This is a genomic window from Micromonospora sp. NPDC127501 (assembly GCF_040302185.1).
GTDB lineage: Bacteria > Actinomycetota > Actinomycetes > Mycobacteriales > Micromonosporaceae > Micromonospora.
Genome location: NZ_JBEORJ010000006.1, coordinates 15981 through 34561, shown reverse-complemented (window position 1 = coordinate 34561; position 18581 = coordinate 15981). Strand labels below are relative to the sequence as shown.

At 70.0% G+C, this 18581-nt stretch carries 21 protein-coding genes; 12 read left to right on the top strand and 9 right to left on the bottom strand.

Annotated features, from left to right (window positions below):
- Positions 1–55: 55 nt before the first annotated feature.
- Entirely contained in the window at positions 56–1249 is a 1194-nt protein-coding gene (locus ABTW72_RS15345) for an MFS transporter (RefSeq protein WP_350859056.1), read from the top strand.
- A 22-nt stretch (positions 1250–1271) separates the two neighbouring features.
- Here the strand turns inward: ABTW72_RS15345 and ABTW72_RS15340 are convergent, their stop codons facing one another.
- Complete coding sequence (locus ABTW72_RS15340) at positions 1272–1949, bottom strand: DJ-1/PfpI family protein (RefSeq protein WP_350859053.1); 678 nt, start codon at positions 1947–1949, stop codon at positions 1272–1274.
- 104 nt (positions 1950–2053) lie between these two features.
- Here ABTW72_RS15340 and ABTW72_RS15335 point away from each other — a divergent pair, with 104 nt between their 5' ends.
- On the top strand, positions 2054–3031 hold the full coding sequence (locus ABTW72_RS15335; protein ID WP_350859051.1) for a GlxA family transcriptional regulator: 978 nt from the start codon (positions 2054–2056) through the stop codon (positions 3029–3031).
- On the opposite strand, the gene ABTW72_RS15330 is transcribed toward ABTW72_RS15335, so the two are convergent.
- Together ABTW72_RS15330 and ABTW72_RS15325 are read right to left on the bottom strand one after the other, a co-directional pair.
- Positions 2973–4223: an MFS transporter gene (locus tag ABTW72_RS15330; RefSeq protein WP_350859048.1), complete on the bottom strand. Its 1251-nt coding sequence runs from the start codon at positions 4221–4223 to the stop codon at positions 2973–2975. The two genes, ABTW72_RS15335 and ABTW72_RS15330, sit on opposite strands and share 59 nt — an antisense overlap.
- A 128-nt stretch (positions 4224–4351) precedes the next feature.
- Positions 4352–5221 carry a fructosamine kinase family protein gene (locus ABTW72_RS15325; protein ID WP_350859046.1) on the bottom strand — a complete coding sequence of 290 codons (870 nt, stop codon included), beginning with the start codon at positions 5219–5221 and terminating at the stop codon, positions 4352–4354.
- A gap of 97 nt (positions 5222–5318) precedes the next feature.
- Between ABTW72_RS15325 and ABTW72_RS15320 the strand changes: the two genes are divergently transcribed.
- Both ABTW72_RS15320 and ABTW72_RS15315 read left to right on the top strand, forming a co-directional pair.
- A complete protein-coding gene (locus tag ABTW72_RS15320) occupies positions 5319–6356 on the top strand; it encodes a serine hydrolase domain-containing protein (protein ID WP_350859043.1) in 1038 nt (345 codons plus the stop codon).
- Between the two features lie 42 nt (positions 6357–6398).
- Complete coding sequence (locus tag ABTW72_RS15315) at positions 6399–7760, top strand: serine hydrolase domain-containing protein (protein WP_350859040.1); 1362 nt, start codon at positions 6399–6401, stop codon at positions 7758–7760.
- A 25-nt stretch (positions 7761–7785) separates the two neighbouring features.
- Here the strand turns inward: ABTW72_RS15315 and ABTW72_RS15310 are convergent, their stop codons facing one another.
- From ABTW72_RS15310 to ABTW72_RS15295, 4 genes are all read right to left on the bottom strand, one after another.
- Complete coding sequence (locus ABTW72_RS15310; RefSeq protein WP_350859037.1) at positions 7786–8637, bottom strand: DUF4253 domain-containing protein; 852 nt, start codon at positions 8635–8637, stop codon at positions 7786–7788.
- A 17-nt stretch (positions 8638–8654) separates the two neighbouring features.
- Positions 8655–9245, bottom strand: coding sequence for a DinB family protein (locus ABTW72_RS15305; RefSeq protein WP_350859035.1), 591 nt, complete (start codon positions 9243–9245; stop codon positions 8655–8657).
- Positions 9246–9332: 87 nt separating this feature from the next.
- Entirely contained in the window at positions 9333–10538 is a 1206-nt protein-coding gene (locus ABTW72_RS15300; RefSeq protein ID WP_350859032.1) for a cellulose binding domain-containing protein, read from the bottom strand.
- Between the two features lie 281 nt (positions 10539–10819).
- Entirely contained in the window at positions 10820–11779 is a 960-nt protein-coding gene (locus ABTW72_RS15295; RefSeq protein ID WP_350859029.1) for a PaaX family transcriptional regulator, read from the bottom strand.
- A 93-nt stretch (positions 11780–11872) separates the two neighbouring features.
- On the opposite strand from ABTW72_RS15295, the gene ABTW72_RS15290 reads away from it, so the two are divergent.
- A complete protein-coding gene (locus tag ABTW72_RS15290; protein ID WP_350859027.1) occupies positions 11873–12370 on the top strand; it encodes a YcxB family protein in 498 nt (165 codons plus the stop codon).
- Between the two features lie 32 nt (positions 12371–12402).
- Here the strand turns inward: ABTW72_RS15290 and ABTW72_RS15285 are convergent, their stop codons facing one another.
- Positions 12403–12918, bottom strand: coding sequence for a GNAT family N-acetyltransferase (locus tag ABTW72_RS15285; protein ID WP_350859024.1), 516 nt, complete (start codon positions 12916–12918; stop codon positions 12403–12405).
- A 187-nt stretch (positions 12919–13105) separates the two neighbouring features.
- Between ABTW72_RS15285 and ABTW72_RS15280 the strand changes: the two genes are divergently transcribed.
- The 4 genes from ABTW72_RS15280 to ABTW72_RS15265 all read left to right on the top strand — a co-directional run bounded on the left by ABTW72_RS15280 (position 13106) and on the right by ABTW72_RS15265 (position 14423).
- On the top strand, positions 13106–13480 hold the full coding sequence (locus ABTW72_RS15280; RefSeq protein WP_203119234.1) for a cupin domain-containing protein: 375 nt from the start codon (positions 13106–13108) through the stop codon (positions 13478–13480).
- Positions 13481–13566: 86 nt separating this feature from the next.
- Positions 13567–13779 carry a hypothetical protein gene (locus ABTW72_RS15275; RefSeq protein ID WP_350859021.1) on the top strand — a complete coding sequence of 71 codons (213 nt, stop codon included), beginning with the start codon at positions 13567–13569 and terminating at the stop codon, positions 13777–13779.
- A gap of 60 nt (positions 13780–13839) precedes the next feature.
- Positions 13840–14256 (top strand): VOC family protein, encoded by a 417-nt coding sequence (locus tag ABTW72_RS15270; RefSeq protein ID WP_350859019.1) that lies wholly within the window; start codon positions 13840–13842, stop codon positions 14254–14256.
- 29 nt (positions 14257–14285) lie between these two features.
- A complete protein-coding gene (locus ABTW72_RS15265; protein ID WP_350859016.1) occupies positions 14286–14423 on the top strand; it encodes a hypothetical protein in 138 nt (45 codons plus the stop codon).
- 59 nt (positions 14424–14482) lie between these two features.
- On the opposite strand, the gene ABTW72_RS15260 is transcribed toward ABTW72_RS15265, so the two are convergent.
- Entirely contained in the window at positions 14483–15937 is a 1455-nt protein-coding gene (locus ABTW72_RS15260) for an alkaline phosphatase PhoX (protein ID WP_350859013.1), read from the bottom strand.
- 257 nt (positions 15938–16194) lie between these two features.
- On the opposite strand from ABTW72_RS15260, the gene ABTW72_RS15255 reads away from it, so the two are divergent.
- From ABTW72_RS15255 to ABTW72_RS15245, 3 genes are read left to right on the top strand one after another with little or no spacing between them, the layout of a single operon-like run.
- Entirely contained in the window at positions 16195–16992 is a 798-nt protein-coding gene (locus tag ABTW72_RS15255; protein WP_350859010.1) for an ABC transporter ATP-binding protein, read from the top strand.
- Positions 16989–17750, top strand: coding sequence for an ABC transporter permease (locus ABTW72_RS15250; RefSeq protein ID WP_350859007.1), 762 nt, complete (start codon positions 16989–16991; stop codon positions 17748–17750). Before ABTW72_RS15255 ends, ABTW72_RS15250 begins: the two co-directional genes overlap by 4 nt.
- Before the next feature lie 46 nt (positions 17751–17796).
- Positions 17797–18576: a MerR family transcriptional regulator gene (locus tag ABTW72_RS15245; RefSeq protein ID WP_350859005.1), complete on the top strand. Its 780-nt coding sequence runs from the start codon at positions 17797–17799 to the stop codon at positions 18574–18576.
- The last annotated feature ends 5 nt before the right edge of the window (positions 18577–18581 follow it).

The following is an 18581-nucleotide window of genomic DNA, read 5'->3' as shown; positions in this document are numbered from 1 at the left end:
GCCTCAACGAAATAGCGTCTTCTTATGGCGCGCGGGCGGAACTAGCGTCAATCGGGTGACCAGCTACCGGCAGGTGCTCGCGGTGCCAGGGATGGCGCCGCTGCTGGGCGTCTCGTTGCTCGCCCGCACCGCGATAACGGCCGATGTGATGGCGCTGACCCTCTTCGTCGTCCTCGGCCTGGAGCTGAGCTACGCGGCAGCCGGTGGGGTCGCGGCGGCCCTGACCGCCGGAGTGGCGCTGGGTGGTCCGCTGCTCGGCCGCATGATCGACTCACGGGGCCTGCGCCTCGTCCTGCTGGTGACAGTCACCGCGCAGGTCGTGTTCTGGCTGGGCGTGCCGGTCCTGCCGTACGGGTTCCTGCTGGTCGCCAGCTTCGTGGCGGGCCTGTTGATGGTGCCGGCCCAGGCGGTGAGCAGACAGGCGATCGCCGCGATGACGACGGCGCAGCAGCGCCGGGCCGCGTTCGCGCTGGAATCGGTGCAGGGCGAACTGTCGTACATCGTGGGGCCGGCGGTGGTGATCCTGGGTGCCTCGACGATGTCCCCCGACGTGGTGGCGTGGGCGGTCGGCGCCGCGATCCTGGCCGGCGGCGTCGGCATCGCCCTGCTCAACCCACCGATGCACGCCCGGAACGAGGCGGACGCCGCTGCTGCGGAACGCCCCCCACGCCGGCAGTGGCTGGGCGCCAGGATGATCGCCGCGCTGACGATGGCGTTCGGGACGACGACGCTTCTCAGCGGCGTCGACCTCGCCATCGTCGCCACCCTGCGGGAGGCGGGTCAGGTGTCCTGGGCCGCCGTGGTCGTCGTGGTGTTCGGTGTGTCGTCGGTCATCGGTGGACTGATCTACGGCGCATTGACCCGGCCACTGCCCACCTGGCTGCTGCTCGCCCTGCTCGGGCTCGTGACGATTCCCGCCGGGCTGGCCCACGACTGGCAGTGGTTGTGCGTGGCCGTCGTCGGCAGCGGACTGCTCACCGCGCCGACCCTCGGCACGGTCGCCGACGCGGTGAGCCGACTGGCGCCGCCCGGCGTGCGCGGCGAGGTGACGGGTCTGCAATCGTCGGCGCAGAGCGCCGGGTTCGCGCTCGGATCCCCGCTCGTCGGTGTGGCGATCGACCTCTCCGTGCCGGCGGGCGGCTTCGCGGCGGCCGGCCTTGCCGGCCTCGCCGCCGCCGGCACCGGATACCTGCTGTCCCGCCTCTCACCCGCGCGGACGGCGGGAACGAGTACGCCGATCACCGCGTAGACACTGGTGATCTGGTGTGCGCTCACGGGTTGGTCCGTTCGCCGGTCACGCGCGTCCGCGGCAGCCGCCAGGTGGTCCCGCGTCGCTCGTACTCGAACAGTTGCTCCACCGCGTGCGCCGTCTGCGGGTCGAAATCGCGTTCGAGCAGGTAGAGGGCTACGTCGAGACCTGACGTAACGCCGCCGCCACTGATCAGGTCGCCGTCGTCCACCACGCGAGCGCGGATGGCGTTCACCCCCGTGGCCTTGAGCAGGTCGATGCCGAGCCCGTGCGTGGTGGCGGTGCGGCCGTCCAGGAGCCCAGCCATCGCGAGGGCGAGTGATCCGCCGCAGAACGCCGCGACGGTTATGTCCGGGTTGTCGAGCGCGCGACGGAGGAGGGGCATCGCGTCGCTCGATGCGAAACGGCCCAGGAGTACGGGGATGGTGTCGTCTCCGGCGTCCTCGGTTCCTTCGACGGGGCCGACCGCCCCCGGGACAACCACGTAACCGGGTGCGTCCGGGTCGAGCCTTGCGGTTGCGGTGAGGGCGATCTGAGGGTTGCCGGATCGCACGACGCGGGGATCGCCCGCGCAGACGAGTTCCACGGCGAGCGTGCCGCCGAGGAGCTGGCTTCCGGCGGTCAGCACCTCGAACGGGGCGATGACGTCGAGGGGGTCGAACCCGTCGAAGAGTACGAACTGGGCGTGGAGTCGAGGCATGAGTGGTCCCTTCCGGTGGAGGTGTCCACCCATGCTCGCGCTACACCCAATGAGATCGCGATGGCAATCAGGACATCTTTCGCCTGTATCTGGCCAGTTCCTAAATGCCTTATTCTGCTGGGATGTACACGGTCGTGGTGCTCGCGCTCCCGGATGCGATTGCCTTCGATATGGCCACCGCCATCGAAACCTTCGGTCGCGTTCGTCTACCCGACGGCCGCCCGGGATACCGTCTCGTCGTCGCCGGCCACGAACCGTCCGTCCAGGCCGGTCCGCTGCGCCTGGCCGTCGACGAGGACCTGGACGCGATCGAGCGGGCCGACCTCGTCGTGGTGCCGGGCAGGAACGACCCGTTGCAGCCCTCGCCGTCCGTTGTCCTCGCAGCCCTGCGGGCCGCAGCGGAGAACGGAACGCGGATCGCGTCCATCTGCGTCGGCGCGTTCACACTGGCCGAGGCGGGCCTGCTCGATGGGCGGGACGCGACGACACACTGGCTCGCCGCGGACGAGCTCGCCCGACGGCATCCCGCTGTCCGAATGAACCCCGACGTGCTCTACACCGACAACGGGAGCATCCTGACGTCCGCCGGAGCGGCCTCGGGCCTCGACCTGTGCCTGCACCTCGTTCAGCGCGACTACGGGATGGCCGTCGCGGCGGACGCCGCCCGCCTCGCCGTCGCGCCGCTGCACCGTCCGGGAGGGCAGGCGCAGTACATCGTTCGGAACCGTGCGACCTACCGGATGTCGACCCTGCAACGGGCGCTCTCGTGGATCGAGGCGAACGCGTACCGTGACCTCACCCTCGCGGACATCGCCGCCGCAGCCGACATGAGCGTGCGTACGCTGACGCGTCGGTTCAACGACGAGACGGGGCAGAGCCCCATGCAGTGGGTGTCGGGCGTACGGATCCGTCACGCGCAGGACCTGCTCGAAACGACCGACCACACCGTCGACCGGATCGCTGCCCAGACCGGGTTCCCGACCACGAGCAACTTCCGATCTCAGTTCACACAACTCCTCGGCGTCACGCCCGGCGCGTACCGGAAGGTTTTCCGACCGCAGGCGAGTCGGACGGGCCCGTAGCTGGGGGAGGGGCGGCGGTCGGCTCCGGCGCGACGACGCGGCCGCGACGCGCGTCCACGGCGAGCAGTGTGAGGGCGGCCAGCGTCAGCAGTCCGCCGGCGAGCGCCAGCGGGCGTGCCCCCGAGGTGGGCAGGAGGGCACCGCCGAGCAGTGATCCGCCGGCGATGCCGGCGTTGAAGGCGGTGCTGACGCCGGCCGACGCGATGTCGGTGCTGCCCGGGGCCAGTTGCAGCATCCGGTTCTGCACGGCGGAGCCGAACGCCGCGTAGGCGAGGCCGATCCCGGCGAGCAGCGCGACCACGCCCGGCTTGAGCGCGCCGAGCGCGTAGAGCCCGAGCAGCGAGGCCGTGCCGATGGCGAGCGGCGTCAACAGCGAAGCGATCGGCCGGGTGTCCAGGGTCCGGGCCGCGACCAGGGTGCCGACGACGCCTGCCGCCCCGGAGACGAACAGCAGCGGCGCCAGCACCGCGTCGGCGAAGCCGCTGACGTCGAGCAGGAACGGTGTCACGTAGGTCTGCAGGGTCATGAAGCCGCCGATGCCGAGGGCGGTGGCGATCAGCAGGACGGCAAAGCGCCGGCCGTCCGGTGCGCTGCCCCGGGCGGCGCCGCCGGCGGCCGGGGGATAGGAGGGGAGAAGGAGCAGCACCGCTGCGGCGATCGCCACACCGATCCCGGCCAGCACCGCGAACGCCGCGCGCCAGCCGGCCTGCTGCCCGAGCCAGGTGCCGAGGGGTACGCCGAGCACCGGGGCGAGCGTCGCCCCGGTCGCGAACAGCGCCACCGCCCGACCGCGCACCGCGACCGGGAACGGCCCGATCACGGTCGCCGTGGCGACGGACCAGAACAGCGCCTGGGCGAGGGCGGTCACCAGGCGGGAGCCGGCGAGCACGGCGTACGTCGGCGCGAGCGCGGCGGCGGCGTTCGCGACGGCGAACAGGAGCATCGTGACGCCGAGCAGGTGCCGCCGGGGGACCCGCTGAGTCAGTCGGGTCAGCGGCACGGACGCCAGCACCACCACCACCGCGTACCCACTGACCAGCAGACCCACCTGGGAACGGGACCGGTCCAGATCGGGTGCCATGCGGGTCAGCAGACCGACGGGCAGCAGCTCGGTCGTGATGAACGCGAACGCGGCGAGGGAGAGCGTGACCAGCATCGCCCTGGCCCTTCGCGGCGACACCTCCGGTGCCATGGCCCACCCCCATTCCAGTGGGTCACCGTAATCGAGGGCCCGGCCCTCGCTCCGCGCGCGGGTCTCGGCGGCCGTCGCACGGATCGGCTGGCCAGGCCGGTCGTCGCGGTCGGCGTCCGGCCCTCCGGTCAGGATCGCGTCCGGAACGGGGCCAGGACGGCGCGGATCTGATCGGCCGCACCCCAGTCGTCGTCGAACTGCGCCAGCACGGCGAGGTGCTGTCGCAGCTGGATGACCGGCATCCGGGCCTCCCAGTCGGCGTCGAGCGAGGTCAGCTCCGCGTAGACCTCGAACATCCGTCGCGCCTCGGGCGGGGGCGAGGTGGACCACACGTGCGCGAGGTCGACCTCGGCCCACAGGTACGACACGGCCGGATCGATCAGCGCCGGCTCTCCGTCCGCGGTGGCCAGGACGTTCTGAGCCCACAGGTCGCCGTGCGTCAGACACGCGGGACGCTCCGGCAGCAGGTCGGGCAGCCGGTCGCAGAGCCGTTCCAGCGCGGAACGGTCCTCCGCGTCGAGCGCCGCCTCGACGCGGGGCTCGTCGAGCCAACGTAGCAGCCGGTGCTCGGCGAAGAAGGCGAAGCCGTCGTCGTTCCACGTGTTGACCTGACGGCGACGGCCCAGCCAGTTGTCGTGGTGCCAGCCGAAACGGGGATGGGTCGTACTCAGGTGCAGGTGGGCGAGCAGGTGGGCGAACTGCTCCCAGAAGGCCTCGCTACGCGGCCTCTCGCTCAACACCGACAACACCAGGACGTCCCGATCCGCCAGGATCACGTCGGGTGTCGCCACACCGCCCAGCTCGCGCAGGGCGGCCAGACCTTCGGCCTCGGCAGCGAAGACGTCGTCGGCCGGCGGGTCGGCGAATGCCTTGACGAACACCGGCGGGGCATCCCGGCGGGTGGCGATGCCCGCGAGAGCCGCGAGCCCGCCGGTCACCGGCTGCACCGCGACGACCTCGCGCATACCGGCCAGGTGCAGACGCTCCAGCAGGGTCACGGGACGCTCCTCAGGTCCGGCGTACGAGGTCGCCCGATCCTATGTGGCTGGTCACGATGCGCGGTGGCGGTAGCGGGGGTGTTGGACACTGCGGGGCATGGGTCACGTGTCGGTGGATCAGCAGCGGCTGGAGCGGACCGTCCAGGAGTTCGGCGCTCGGTGGACCAGAGACGCCGCCGACATCGAGACCTACCTGGCCGCACAGGTCTCCGACGCCAGCCATCGTGAGGTCGTCGGCCCGCTGCGTGCCGCCAGTGGAGCCAGTGGTGTCGTCCGGGTGGGCGGTCGGGAGGCCGCGGCCTGGGGCGACCCGGACGTCCCGGAGATGGCGTTCAGCGTCACCAAGTCGGTCGTGTCGGTGGTGGCCGGCCTGGCCTTCGACGACGGGCTGTTGACACCGGACCAACCGGTGCACCAGGTCGTCGACGTCCCCGAGTTCCGGGGGCCGCACAACGAGCAGATCACCTGGCGTCATCTGCTGCAGCAGTCGAGCCAGTGGGAGGGCGAGCTGTGGGGCAAGCCGACGAGCGTCGACGCGCAGAGCTTCCGCGAGGGGACCGAGGTGCACGGCACACCGCCGGGCCAGGGGTGGGCGTACAACGACGTACGGATGAACCTGCTCGCGTACGCGCTGACGCTGCTCTTTCGCCGGTCGCTGCCGGATGTGCTGCGGGAGCGGGTCATGGACCCGCTGGGTGCCTCCGACCGGTGGTCGTGGCACGGGTACCGGACGAGCGTCGTCGACGTCGACGGACGCCGGGTCGAGGTGGTCTCCGGCGGCGCGCACTGGGGCGGAGGACTGATCGTCCCGGCCCGGGACCTGGCCCTGATCGGGCAGCTCTTCCTGGACCGGGGGACCCATGCCGGAACCCGGCTGCTCAGCGCCGAGTGGATCGACCAGTCCTGGGCCCCGTGCCCGGTCAAACGGGAGTACGGCTATCTGTGGTGGCTCAACGATGAGCAGGTGCCGTGGCCCGGAGCACCGGCGACCGGCCGCAGCGCCCGGGGCAACGGCGGACGACACCTGCTGTGGGTCGACCCGGCCCGGGAACTCGTCCTCGCCTCCCACTGGACCGAAGAACCGCTCGATCTGATCCGGGAGGTCTCTCGTACCGTCGTGAGCCCCGCCGGTTGACGGGAGTTGATCCACCGGTGGGCGCGGTCGAGAATCGACGTCGTGGATTTGCCTCAGGACTGGGTCTCGCTGCTGGGCGAGCTTGACCGGCAGGTGTCGTCCGGGCTGCTCTCACCGGACACGGCGGCGTTGCCCGAGCTGATGAGCAGCTATGACGTGCCGGGCGTCAGCATCGCCGTCGGCCACGTGAGCGGGCAGGTGTGGGCGGCAGGGTTTGGCGTCCTGGCGGTCGGGACGTCGACCCCGGTGACCGGGAGCACCCCCTTCGCGGCCTGTTCGATCAGTAAGCATGTCGCGGCGTTCGGAGCGCTGCGACTGGCCCAGGCCGGTGTCCTGGACCTCGACGCCGACATCGGCGAGTACCTCACCACGTGGCACCTACCGGGCCGCGAAGACCAGCAGGGAATCACGGTACGACAGCTGCTGGCGCACACTGCCGGGCTGTCCGACACCTGGTACCGCGGCTACGCCGCAGATCGCACCCCGTCGCTGTTGCAGGTCCTGGAAGGCGGCGGCGCGACGACTACCGCACCGGTTCGGCCGACCCTTCTGCCGGGTAGCCGCTTCCGGTATTCGGGCAGCCACTACTCGGTGCTCCAGCAGCTGATGGTGGACGCGACCGGAACCCCGTTCGAGGACCTCCTGCGAACTCTGGTGCTGGAACCGCTGGCCATGGCCGACAGCAGCTTCGACCAGCAGTTTCCGCACCAGCGACCGGACCAGGTGGCGCATGGTCACCACGGAGGCGGCACCAGGATTCCGGGCGGCTGGCGAACGCAACCGGAGCTGGCCGCGGCCGGACTGTGGAGCACCCCGACGGACCTGCTCCGGCTCGACCTCGAAATCGCCCGAGCCCTCTCGGGAGGTTCGGAGCTGCTCGACAGCGACCTGGCCACCCAGATGTGGACGCCGCAGATTCCTGGCGGCACCTACGGCCTCGGTACCGAACTCGACGACCGCACCGAGCGTCGGCGGTTCGGACACACCGGGTTGAACGTCGGCTACACCTGCTTCTCCTACGTGTGGCCCGACAGTGGCACGGCGGTGGCGGCGATGACCAATTCCGAGGATGGCTGGGAGCTGCTGGTCAGCATCCGCGCCGCTGCGGACCGTCGCTATGCCGCCACCAGGATCACCGCCGCGCCGCCTGCCGACGTCACGGGCCGCTACGTGCTGCGCGACGACTACCCGATCGACATCGCACTCACCGACGACCAGCTGACCTTCGCCGCCGTGAACGGACAACCGGTCGTGCTCCTGGCGGACCCGGACGGTCGCTACCGACACCCGGACCTCGATCTGGAGGTCCGCTTCGTCCGGACCGACGACCAGCCCTACGTCCTCGAACTGCGCCAGGAAGGGGTCACGCAGACCGCGAGGCCAGCAACCCAGCAACCGGAGTAGCCAGATGGGCCACGTCGTCGGGTGGTCAGGGCCGGTTGTGGACGAACCACGCGTCACCGGCCGGTAGGGCGACGGCGACCTCCCATCGGCTCAGTTCGAGGTTCGGAGCGAGCGCCTTGAGCTGACCGGCGGCGGCCCACGCCTCGTCGCCCGGCATCGGGCGACGACCCACCTCGAACTGGAGCATGGTGCCCCACGATGCGACCAGGCGGGCGTCCCACCGGTGCCGCCACTGCGCCAGCACCTCGGCGAGCTGCTGCCGATCCTCCTCGGTGAGCGCACCGTAGAAGTCCACCCAGTACGCCGAGCCGCGGACGTCGCTGGTGGGCAGCAGCATGAGCAGGACGCTGTCCGGCGTGTACCAGTAGTCGGTCTGCGTCACGAGCCGCACGTTGCCAAGCACCTGGGCGTGCAGGTCGGCGTCGGCGAGCAGCCGGTCGTACAGCGCCCGCTCCAGCACCGGGAGCGGTGTCGGCAGCACCACATCCGGCACCAGGTCGGTCAGATCGGCGCCGGTCGTGCCACGCGCGTAGAACCCGATCTCGTCCTCGTCGACCTGTTGGTCCTCGCTGTAGTGGCGGTAGGCAAGCCAGGGTTCGGAGGATGCCGCCGCCTCGACGAACGCGCGCAGCTCCGACTCCGACGGACCCTGCTCGGGCTCGGACCGGATCGTCAGTTCGTCGAAGTCGTCGGTGACCATGACGGGCCGGCGTCCGATGACCGGCACCAGCGCCTCGGCGGCCTGCCAGACCTCGTGCAGACGGTCGGGGTCGACGTCGGCGACGAAGATGGTGCCCGACGGGCCGTGCCCGATCGGCAGGCCGGCCAGTGGTGTGCCCAGGAAAGCCGCTTCGATCTCGTTGAGGTCGTCTCGCACGTCCGCAGCTTTCCCGGTCACCCGAAGTGGTCGGCCAGCTTCGTCAGCTTGCTGACGTACGCCGGCCAGTCGTAGTCGTCGGGGATGACGCTGTTGTTCCGCCGGAGGCCGATCGCCGTGTCGTGCTGTTCGCGCATGATGTCGGCGTGCCCGGCGTGCCGGGCGAGATCGCAGGTCACGTGGATGATGATCCGCTGTAGCGTCACGTCCTGCCGACCTGGCCGCCACCACGGCACCTGCCCCGGCGCGTCGAGCGGTAGCTGGTCGATCGTCTGGTCGGCGAACGCGCCGACCCGGCGATACAGGTCGATCAGCCCGTCCTTCGTCTCGTCCGCACGGGCGTACCAGTCTGCCTGCGGGTCCTCGTCGAACGCTGTCAGGGGGACCAGCTCGTCGGGCGTCGGGAATTCGCGACCGAAGGTGGGCCCGAAGTAGCCGGCTTCGACGTTGAGGCAATGCTTGACCACACCCAGCAGGTTGTTGCCGGTCGCCGTGCGGGGCAGCCTGACCTCCCGTTCGCTGAGCCCGTCGAGCTTCCAGATGAGGTCTTCGCGGTTCCCCCGGAGGTAGTCGTGCAGCGCGGCCTTCGCATCGCTCAGATCAGCCATGCGCGCCAGTCTCCCCTATCCGTTGTGTCTCGGCGGGGCCGGTGCCGGGGCACCGGCCCCGCCGAACGACTCGATCTGCCCGGGGCGTCAGCTTCCGGTGCAACTCGCTGTGGCGCCGCTGCCGCTGCCGGTGCCCTGGAAGCCGAAACTGGTGGCCTGACCTGCGGCCAGTCGCCCGTTGTAGCTCTGGTTGGCGACCGTGATGGTCCCGCTGGTGCCGCTGCTGACCCCGTTCCAGAGCGAGCTGACCGACGCGCCGCTCGGCAGGGTGAGGGTGACCCGCCAGCCGGTCAGCGCGGTCGTTCCCGCGGTGACGCTGACGTTTGCGACGAATCCGCCGTTCCACTGGTCCTGGACGGAGTAGACCGCGGTGCAGCCGGGGGTACCGGTCGGAGGCGGCGTGGTGGGAGGCGGCGTGGTGGGAGGCGGCGTGGTGGGCGGCGTGCCGTCGTCGAGCGTCAGGTTCTTCTGCTGGACGCTCCACTGGCTGCGGCACAGACCGCAGTCGGCGCCGACGAAGGTGCGCCCGGCGGTGGTGTCGCCCTTCAGGCGCCACTTGAAGTAGAGAGTCGCCACCCGGCCGAACTCGCCGCCGTTGGCCTGGTCGTAGGTGCCGCCATGCCCGACGTTCAGGTTGCCCATGAAGGCGGGCAGGCCTGCGGGCAGCTTGCCCCAGTCGTCCATGGCGTTCGGGTAGGCGATGTCACTGGGCCCGCCGACGAAGTAGGCGATCGGCTTGGTCAGTCTCCTGAGCTGGTAGTCGTCGGCGTCGTTGAGCAGACCGCTGCTGAAGATGCCGGTCGTGGTGACGCGCGGGTCGTTCGAGACGGCGTACGCCTCCAGGCCTCCGCAGGAGAAACCCGCGACGGCGACCTTGCTCGTGTCGATCTTGTTGTAGTACTTGCTGCCCTGCCGGGAGTTCTCCGCGACCGCCCAGTCGATGGACTGGGTGAGCATCTGGGAGGTGGTGGAACCGGATCCGTTCGGGGCGCCGTTGGCGATGGCGAGGAAGCCGTGGGAGGCGATCTCGCGGAGGAAGTTGCCCTGGGAGAGGCCGTTGGCCGAACAGCCGCCGTTGCCCCACACGACGATCGGCAGGCGTTCGGACGGGAGGGTCTGCGGCCGGAAGATGGTGTGGTTGGCCAGGGTGGCCGAGGTCTCGTAGTCGGCGGGATAGGGGCCGGAACCGCCGATGGCGGCGGACGCCGGTGTCCCGCCGAGCGCCATGATCACGGAGGTGATCGGGACAATGGCGGCCGCCAGCCCCGCGTAGATCTGTGCTCGCCTTCTCATTGGATCCTCCAGGAACAGTCACGGTGGCGCTCCCTGCGGTGGCGGTTGTGTCACTCGCGCCCCGACGAGAGTGGTCAGCGCTGGCCACGGATCTGGTCGACGTGGGCGCGTCGCGGCCTGGTGGCGGCCGTGCCCTCGGTCGCCACTGCCCGCTCATTCAGCGCCGGCGACCGCCCGGCCGCGGTCCCTACAGGCGCTCCGATGGGAGCTGTATGCAGTTACTATCACTGTCGCAACGAAAAGTGTCAATGTCCGGTTGGCCCTGGCCGGCCGCGACGTCGTCAGCCGGCGAGGGGGCCGCTGCCGTGCTTTCCGCCGGTCGGCTCCGGCCGCGAGGGATCCCTCGACGCCTGGAAGTGGGTGATCCACGAGGCGGCATCCGGCCAGTGCGGAGTTGCCACCTCGACCAGACGCGCCTGAGCGAGCGAGCCGAGCGCGGTGTGGATGTCCAGGAAGGTCTCCCTGGCCTCCCGGCGAGGCCAGGGCTCGGGCAGCAGGTGCGGGGGCAGGTCCGGGTCGACGTCGGCGAACTTCCGCCAGGAATCCATCGCGGAGGTCCGAGCCACCAACGCCCGAGCCGGGTCCACCGCCCCGCTGCGCGCGGCTGCCCGCAGCTCCGCGTACTGCTCGATGAAGCTCGAGTACGCGGACGCGAGACTGGTCAGGTCGTACGCGGAGGCCGGCCCGTGTGGCCCTGCCTCCTCGTCGAACCGGGCGTGCAGAACCGACCACCGGGCACCCTCGACGTGGCGCAGCAGCGCGCCCAGCGCCTCCCGCGCCGGCGCGGCGTCGGATCCCGGCCGGATCCACACGCTGTCGTACAGGCCAACAAACCCCAGCGCGGTCAACGACCTGCGGAGCGCATGACGGGACGCCTGGCCGGCGTTCGGCACGGAGAAGGAGGCCAGCACCCATTCGCCCGTCCAGGGCGCCGGGTGGGAGCCGAAGTTCAGGAAGTGCCGCATCCGGGAGCGGTGCTTGGCGATCGCCTGCGGCGTGAGGTGGTAGACCGGCGACCCGCCCTTCCTCCGCGTCGCGATGAGACCACGCTTGACCAGCCGGGACAGCGCGGCACGGGCGCTGGACTCGCTGACAGCGAACTCCCGCAGAATCGCGATGACCGCTGCCGACGGCAGGTCGGCGTCGGAGGATTCGAGGTACTCGCCGAGCAGGGTCGTCAGCAGATGCTGCGGGCTCGACCCCGCCTGGGCCCGGGGCACTCGGACGTCGTCGGCGTTCACCTCATCAGACTGCCGCACCCGGATGCCCGCAGCTTGTCCGGTGGGGCGGGGCAAGGCGACGTCAGGGGCGGCTGAAGGCACTATCGTTCTGGCGTGCACATCCGTTTCGACGTCCCCGCCGATCCCGCCTACCCGAGCCGGGTGGCCGCAGCGCTCGGCAATGTCCGGCTACGCAGATTCGGCTACATCGGAGCGGTCCTGACGGCGGTCGGGGTCATCGGTCTCGTCGTCTCGCGGGGGTTCGGGTGGGGCGAGCGGAGTTCGCCGCTGTGGACCGCGCTGGTCGTGGCCGGCGTGCTGTCGATGCTGTACCGGCCGTGGGTGCTGGCGCGCGCCCGACGCCGTTCCGGTAGCTACGCCGTCGAGGGCGCCTACGACATCACCGAAGACAACATCATGATGCGCAGCGGCTCGGAGTCCGGCGGCATCGCCTGGGACGGGGTTGCCCAGGTGCGGGACGCCGGCGATTTCTGGGTCGTGTACGTCGGCCGAATGCCGGCGACCGTGATCCCCCGCTGGCTGATGTCCCCCGAGGATGCCGAGACGTTGCGCGCCTACATGACCGAACGAGGGCTGCTGCCCCGTCGCTGAACTCGGCTGTCGCAGGCCGCCGGGGGATCGGACTACCGCGTCCCAGCCGGTCGCGAGGGGGTGCTGAGGAGTACCTCGTACTGGTAGAGAGCATCGTTGGTGCCGGTGTGCTGGAAGCCGGCACGTTCGAGGGTCCGCCGGGAGGCGACGTTGTCGCGGGTGGTCTCGGCGACGACGCGGGACAGTCCGTGTGCGGTCGCGAGGTCGAGCAGGGCGGCGAGCGCCTCCGCCGCGTAGCCGTTTCCCCGGGCTGATGGGGCGAGGCCGTAACCGACCTCGATGCGTCCGTTCTCCGACTGACCCTTGAAACCGATTCCTCCGATGGCCTTTCCGTCGGCGGCGCGGGTGATCCGGTAGTGCCCGAATGGACGTCGGTCGCCGTAGGCGGCGGTGGCGGCGAGGAAACCCCGCACGCCGAGGATGTCGCCGTCGAAAGGGAAGTCCTCGGCCCAGTTGTCGCCGGCTCCGGCGCGCCGCCCGACGATGCGCTCACCCTCTGCGGTGTCGATGGGGTGCAGGCGCAGTCGCGGCGTACGAAGCTCGGTCACGGGCAAGAGCGAAGCAGCACTCAGGAAACAGCACAAGCGGATTTCCGTGCCCGGCACAGGCCGGCTTCGCCGAATCGAACCTCCGTGTCGGCGTCCCCGCCCCTAATCGTCCGCGGCTACCTATCCTCGACGGGGATGCACCAATTTGAGTAATGGCCGTCGGCCCGACGGCTCACAGGAGGCCGTCATGAGCACCAAGGATCGACCTGAGGGGATCAGCCCCACAGCGGTGGAGTCAGCACCAGGGCTGTGGCGGATCGATCTGCAACGGCACGACCTCAGCATCCCCGGGCGAGAGGTCATTCAGACTCGGGTGGAGTTCACTCCGGATTCGCCACCGTTCAAGCATTTTCACCCCGGCGAGGAGATCATCTGCGTTCTGCAGGGAACGCTCGAATATCGGCTGGAGGGCCAGCCACCCATGGTCTGCAATCCCGGCGACGCGCTCACCGTCCCCTACGGTGTGCACCACCAGGCCCGCAACGTCGGCGAGGGCATCGCTGTCGAACTGGCCACGTACGTCGTCGAGAAGGGGAAACCACTTCTCACCAAGGTGGAGTGAGATCTTCACGGCCAGCCGTTGATCACCGCCGGCCGGGGCCACGCCGCACTGTTTACGCGATTGGCGTCTCGGGCAGAAGGCACACCATGACGAATGAACGGGTCAGGTCTGTCGGTGGCTTCACCATACGGATTCTCGGCGTGCTGGCGGTCGTCGTCGGCGTGCTGGGGATCGTCTCCAGCCTGTCTCAGGGCAACCTCGTCGGGGTGATCCTCGGCGTCGTCTTCATCGTGGGCGGGGCGTTCCTGCTCAAGCGCTCGGGCGCAGCGGCGACACCGAGGCCGCGAAGCACGCACTGACGTCCGCGGGGTCTGGGGTACGGGGAACAGCGGCGGAGGCACGAACCCTAAAGTGAACGGATGTCAGTCAAGCAGGTCCAAGTGGCTTTCGACTGCGCCGATCCTGTGCGCGTCGGTCGTTTCTGGTGTGAGGTGTTGGGGTACGTCCCGCCGCCGCCCCCGGACGGGTGCGCCACCTGGGACGATGTGAATTCCGAGCAGGGTTCGTGGTTCGCGTGCAGTGACCCTTCGGGGGTTGGTCCGCGGCTGTACTTCCAGCGGGTGCCCGAGGGCAAGGTCGTCAAGAATCGGGTGCACCTCGACGTGCGGGTCGGCACCGGGCTCGTGGGTGAAGAGCGCCTGGCCGCCCTTGAGGCCGAATGCGCGCGGCTGATCCCGCTCGGCGCGGTACGCGGGCAGTTGCTGCTCGCCGACGAAGAGAACGAGTCGTGCCTCAACATGCAGGACGTCGAGGGCAACGAGTTCTGCCTCGCCTGAACGGCCGGCTCCGGCCGCTGGACGACCGGGTGGGCAGCGAGGTGGAGGCCGCGGTCGACGCGCTGGTGCCGCAGCGGATCGCCGCGGACCGGCCGTTCCGCCAGCCCCGCTGTCTGGGCCGCGACATCACCTGGCGGGACTGGCTGGCGTTGCCGCGCGTCCCCTGAGTGCGGCCGAGCCGGATGGGGGCCGGGCGAGGTCGCCCGGCACCCACATTCGGGCTCGCTCAGCCCAGGTACTTCTCCCACGGGCCGGTGATGGCCAGGGTGAGGCCCGGGTCCTGCATGTTGACGAAGAGCACCTTGCCGTCCGCGCTGAAGGTCGGCCCGCAGAACTCCGAGTCGTTGAGCTGGTTGCGGGCGATCGCGTAGGTGGGCCCGCCGGGGATCGTGCTGAGCACGTGCGAGGCGCCCGTGCCGTCCTCGGCGAGCACGAGGCTTCCCCACGGGGTGACGGTCACGTTGTCCGGACCGTCGAAGGTGAGGTCGGTGTACTTGACCGGCGCGCCCTCCTCGGAGGCGGTCTGGTGCGGGAAGTACGTCACCAGCTGGATGGTCTGGTTCTTGTAGTTGTAGAACCAGACCATCCCGTCGTGCGGCGCCGCGTCCGCCGGCAGGTCACCCTCGTCCCAGGCGTAGGAGTTGACCACGTACACGCCCTCGTCGGTGGCCCACACGCCCTCGAACTTTCGGCCTCGGGTGACCTGCCCGTCGGCGAACTGCTCGCGTACCGACTTGGTGCGCGCGTCGCGGTCCGGCACCTCGATCCAGCGGACCGGGAAGGGGCGGCCCAGCTGGGCGGAGGTCAGGTAGGCGACGTCCGGCAGCACCGAACCGTCATCCATGATGATCTGCATCGCGGCGAGGACGCCGGCGTTCGGTGCGAGGCGGGTGAGCACGCCAGGGCCCAGCTTGACGCCGTGCGGCGCCGTCCAGCGGTAGAAGAGGCCGTTGGGCTCGTCGGCGTCCTCGGAGAGGTAGATCCGGGTGCGGTCCTTGTCGACGGCCAGGGCCTCGTGGGAGTAGCGACCCAGGCACTTGATCGGCTTCGGGTCGGCGCTGCCGTCGGCCCACACCTCGAAGACGTAGCCGTGGTCCTTCTGGTAGACGCCGGACCGGCCGCCCTCTTCCCACTTGTCGCCGGCCCGGTCCTCGGTCTCCTCGCAGGTGAGCCAGGTGCCCCAGGGGGTCGGTCCGCCGGCGCAGTTGGAGATGGTGCCGGAGAGCGCCACGAACTCACCCAGGTTGCGGCCCGCGAGGTCGGTCTTGATCACGGTGCAACCGCCGGCGTCGACGGCGCCCGCGTCGTAGACCGTCCCCTTGACGTGCGGCACGCCGAACTCGGCGCCCGGGTCGATCTCGTGGTTCTGGATCAGGGTGTACCGGCCGTGGCCGGCGTCGTAGACGGCCATGCCGTCGTGGTCCGACGGGGTGGTGCCCTGGCCGCGGTCGAGCCGGGTGACACCGGTCCGGGTGATCACGGTGTAGCTGAAGCCCTTGGGCAGGGCCAGGATCCCCTTGGGGTCGTCCACGAGCGGCGGGAAGGGCACGTTACCGGGCTTCACCGGCGGGTGCGGCCGGGCCGGGCTGGCCTGGGCCAGGGACGGCAGGCCGCCGGTGACGGCAAGGCCGACGCCGGCGGCGGCGCCACTGGCGAGGAAGGTACGACGAGAGGAAGGCACGTGGATCAACTCCTGGTCAAGACGTAGTGCGACGACTGGCAGCCAACTCCTCCGGGCGGACAGCGACACGTCACCCGTGGGATCGGACGGTGACATCGGAGTTAAGAGTCAGGGTCGCGCACGCGTCGCCGGGCCGCGCTCTGGGACGACCTCAGCCACGCCCAGATGCGTCACCTGCGGTCCCCACCAAAGCCCGACTGAGGCCGGCGGCATCGGCGCTTGACCTTGACGCTGCGTCAACCCTCCATGCTGCCGCCATGAGCAATTCGCACACAACAGCTCAGGCCGAGCAACCCGCGATCCACGTGCACGGCCTGGAGAAGTCGTTCAAGCAGCTGAAGGTGCTGCGCGGCGTCGACATCGACGTCGCGCGGGGCAGCATCTTCGCCCTGCTCGGCTCCAACGGTGCCGGCAAGACCACAGTGGTGAGGATCCTGGCCACGCTCCTCAGGGCCGACGGCGGGACGGCCCGGGTCGCCGGCTTCGACGTGGCGACCCAGGCCGCCGACGTACGGCGGTCGATCAGTCTCACCGGGCAGTTCGCGGCGGTCGACGAGATCCTCACCGGGCGGGAGAACCTCGTCCTGGTCGCCCGGCTGCGGCACCTCAGGGAGCCCGGTGCGATCGCGGACGACCTGCTGAGGCGCTTCTCGCTGACCGAGGCGGGCACCCGGAGGGTGCGGACGTACTCCGGCGGCATGCGTCGCCGTCTCGACATCGCGATGAGCCTGATCGGGGACCCGCCGGTCATCTTCCTCGACGAGCCGACGACCGGGCTGGACCCGGAGGCGCGCATCGAGGTGTGGCACGCGATCAGGGAACTCGCCCATGGCGGCACGACGGTGCTGCTCACCACCCAGTACCTCGACGAGGCCGAACAACTCGCCGACCGGATCGCGATCCTCCACGAGGGGCGAATCATCGTGAACGGCACCCTCGACGAGCTCAAGCAGCTCCTGCCACCCGCCGAGATCGAGTACGTCGAGAAGCGGCCGACCCTCGAGGACGTCTTCCTCACCCTCGTTGGCGCCAAGACCGAGAAGGAACAGCGATGAACAAGCACTTTGTCGGCGACACCACAGTTCTGCTGGGACGTTCACTTCGCCACATCGCCCGCAGCCCGGACACCATCATCACGACCGCCGTCATGCCGATCGCCTTCATGCTGCTGTTCGTCTACGTCTTCGGCGGCGCGATCGAGACCGGCTCCGACTCGTACGTGAACTATCTGCTCCCCGGCATCCTGCTCATCACGATCGCCTCGGGCATCTCGTACACCGCCTTCCGGCTCTTCCTGGACATGCAGGGCGGCATCTTCGAACGGTTCCAGTCCATGCCGATCGCACGATCCTCGGTGCTCTGGGCGCACGTGCTGACCTCGCTGGTCGCCAACCTGGTCTCGTTGGTCGTCGTCGTCCTCGTCGCCCTGCTCATGGGCTTCCGCACCGGCACGAGCGTGCTGGGGTGGCTCGCCGTCGCTGGCATCCTGGTGCTGTTCACCCTGGCGCTGACCTGGATCGCCATCATCCCCGGCCTCACCGCTCAGTCCGTGGACGGCGCGAGCGCCTTCTCGTACCCCCTGGTCTTCCTGCCGTTCGTCAGCTCGGCCTTCGTGCCCACCGCGTCGATGCCCGGTCCAGTGCGCGCCTTCGCCGAACACCAGCCGGTCACCGCCATCGTCAACGCGATCCGGGACCTCTTCGCGCAGGAGCCGGTCGGATCGGCCATCTGGACCGCCCTTGCCTGGTGCGTCGGCATCCTCGTGGTGGCCTACCTCTTCGCCAACCTGACCTACCGCCGCAAGATCTCCTGAGCTGGATTCGAGTGGGGCCGCGCGACGTGGGGGGCAGGATCAGGGCATGCTGACGATCAGTCAACTCGCGGCGTACGCCGGCGTCACGGTGCGGGCGGTACGGCACTACCACCAGATCGGCCTGCTGCCGGAGCCCGAGCGGGACGCCTCGGGATACCGGCGGTACAGCCCGGCGGCGGTGGTGTCGCTCATCAGGATCCGGATTCTCGCCAACGCCGGCGTGCCGCTGTCCCAGATCGGCCAGATGCTGGAGGCCGACGCGTCGACCTTCGCGGCCGCGATCGAGGAGATCGACAGGCAGCTGGTTGACGAGATCGCACGGCTGGAGGCCAGCCGGAAGCAGATCGCGCAACTCGCCGCCGGGGATCGGCTGGCGCTCGCACCAGAGGTGATCGCCTACCTCGACCGGCTCCGGGACATCGGCGTCTCCGAGCGGGTGGTGGCGGGTGAGCGGGACAGCTGGATCCTGATGTCGGCTCGCTGGCCCGACCGCGTCCGCGAATGGATGCCCAGCAAGATCGCGCAGCTCGACGACCCGCAACTCATACGGCTCTACCGGATCCTGTCGGAGATCTTCGAGAGCGACACCGGCGACGACGCGCGTCTGGTGGAGGCTGCCGACATCTTGGCCAGCCTCGCCGAGCAGGCATACAGCTCCGGCGAGATCGACCTCGGTGCGGTGGCGCAGGACGATCTACCGTTCGACCTGCTGGACGCCCTGGCCGTCGAGGCCGACCCGCGGGTGCAGCGACTGCTGGATCTGATGCGCGAGCGTGGCTGGGATGGTCTGGCGCGGCTGGAGCGGCTGGCAGAGCCGCCCACCTGATCGAC